This window comes from Streptomyces sp. NPDC037126 (assembly GCF_055605965.1).
On the sequence record NZ_JBVJTD010000085.1, the window covers coordinates 1 to 1,759 of the forward strand.

Sequence of the window (1,759 nt, forward strand, 5' to 3'; positions counted from 1 at the left end):
TCGCCGTCGACAACCCGGTCCCCGCCCCGCCGTTCTGGGGCACCCGGGTGATCAAGGGCATCCAGCTCAGGGAGTACGCCTCCTGGCTGGACGAGACGGCGCTCTTCCGTGGCCAGTGGGGTCTGACGAAGGACCTGTTCGAGTCCGAGGGCCGGCCGCGGCTGCGGGGCCTGCTGGACCGGCTCCAGACCGAGAACCTCCTGGAAGCCGCCGTCGTCCACGGCTACTTCCCCTGCGTGTCCAAGGACGACGACCTGATCATCCTGGACGAGCACGGCGCCGAGCGCACCCGGTTCACCTTCCCGCGCCAGAGCCGGGGCCGCCGCCTGTGCCTGGCCGACTTCTTCCGCCCGGAGGAGTCGGGGGAGACCGACGTCGTCGGCCTCCAGGTGGTGACCGTCGGCTCCCGCATCGGGGAGGAGACGGCCAGGCTCTTCGCGGCCGACGCCTACCGCGACTACCTCGAACTGCACGGCCTGTCCGTCCAGTTGGCGGAGGCCCTCGCCGAGTACTGGCACGCCCGGGTCCGCCTCGAACTCGGCACCGCGGACCAGGATCCGGGGGGCCTGGAGGGCATGCTGCGCACCGAGTACCAGGGCTGTCGCTACTCGCTCGGCTACCCGGCCTGTCCCGACCTGGAGGACCGGGCGAAGATCGCGCATCTGCTGCGTCCGGAGCGCATCGGCGTCCACCTCTCGGAGGAGTTCCAGCTCCACCCCGAGCAGTCCACGGATGCGATCGTCGTCCATCACCCGCAGGCGAGCTACTTCAACGCCGGAGGACGCGCATGACCGGCAGGCCGACCTTCTCCTTCGAGTTCTTCCCGCCGAAGACCGCAGCCGGCGAGCGCACGTTGTGGCAGGCGATCCGCCGGGTGGAGCCCCTGCGGCCGGACTTCGTCTCCGTCACGTACGGCGCGGGCGGCTCCTCCCGGGACCGCACCATCGAGGTCACCCGGCGCATCGCGGCCCAGACGACACTGCGTCCCGTCGCCCATCTCACCGCCGTGGGCCACTCGGTGGCCGAACTCCGGCACATCATCGGCTCCTACGCGGACGCGGGCATCCGGGACGTCCTCGCCCTGCGCGGCGATCCGCCGGGCGACCCGCGCGGGCCCTGGGTGCCGCACCCGGACGGCTTCGGCCACGCCTACCAGCTGGTCGAACTCGTGCGCTCGCTGGGCGACTTCACCATCGGAGTGGCGGCCTTCCCCGAGCGGCATCCACGCTCGTCCGACTGGGACTCGGACATCCGGCACTTCGTGGCCAAGTGCCGGGCCGGCGCCGACTACGCCATCACCCAGATGTTCTTCCAGGTCGAGGACTATCTGCGGCTGCGGGACCGGGTGGCGGCCGCCGGCTGCGACATCCCGATCATCCCGGAGATCATGCCCGCCACCGACGTGCGTCAGATCCGCCGTTTCGCCGAGCTGAGCGACGCCGCCTTCCCCGAGGACCTCGCCCACCGCCTGGAAGCCGCCCGGGACGACCCGGAGGCCGGCCACCGCGTCGGCGTGGACTACGCCACCGCCATGGCCGAGCGGCTGCTCGCCGAGGGCGCCCCCGGACTGCACTACATCACCCTGAACAGGTCCACCGCGGCCCTGGACATCCACCGTAACGTCATGAGTTCAAGGAGCACCCGTGTCAGCTGAGTTCACGGATTTCAAGGTCGCCGACCTCTCGCTGGCCGAGTTCGGCCGCAAGGAGATCACCCTCGCCGAGCACGAGATGCCCGGCCTGATGGCGATCCGCAAGGA

3 protein-coding genes are annotated in these 1,759 nt (G+C 70.8%); all 3 read left to right on the plus strand.

The window, feature by feature from the left end; translation table 11 throughout:
• Window positions 1-791, plus strand: a 791-nt coding sequence (locus ACZ7FF_RS44910) for a vitamin B12 dependent-methionine synthase activation domain-containing protein (RefSeq protein WP_470820541.1), incomplete at its 5' end; no start/stop codon positions are given.
• Window positions 788-1,654 (plus strand): methylenetetrahydrofolate reductase [NAD(P)H], encoded by an 867-nt coding sequence (gene metF / locus ACZ7FF_RS44915; RefSeq protein WP_470820543.1) that lies wholly within the window; start codon window positions 788-790, stop codon window positions 1,652-1,654. The genes ACZ7FF_RS44910 and metF, both read left to right, overlap by 4 nt.
• On the plus strand, window positions 1,644-1,759 hold a 116-nt coding region (locus ACZ7FF_RS44920; RefSeq protein ID WP_469816394.1), incomplete at its 3' end, for an adenosylhomocysteinase. The genes metF and ACZ7FF_RS44920, both read left to right, overlap by 11 nt.

Bases quoted from the DNA above. Each gene is read 5' to 3' on its own strand.
- metF (WP_470820543.1), top strand. From the start codon at position 788: ATGACCGGCAGGCCGACCTTCTCCTTCGAGTTCTTCCCGCCGAAGACC.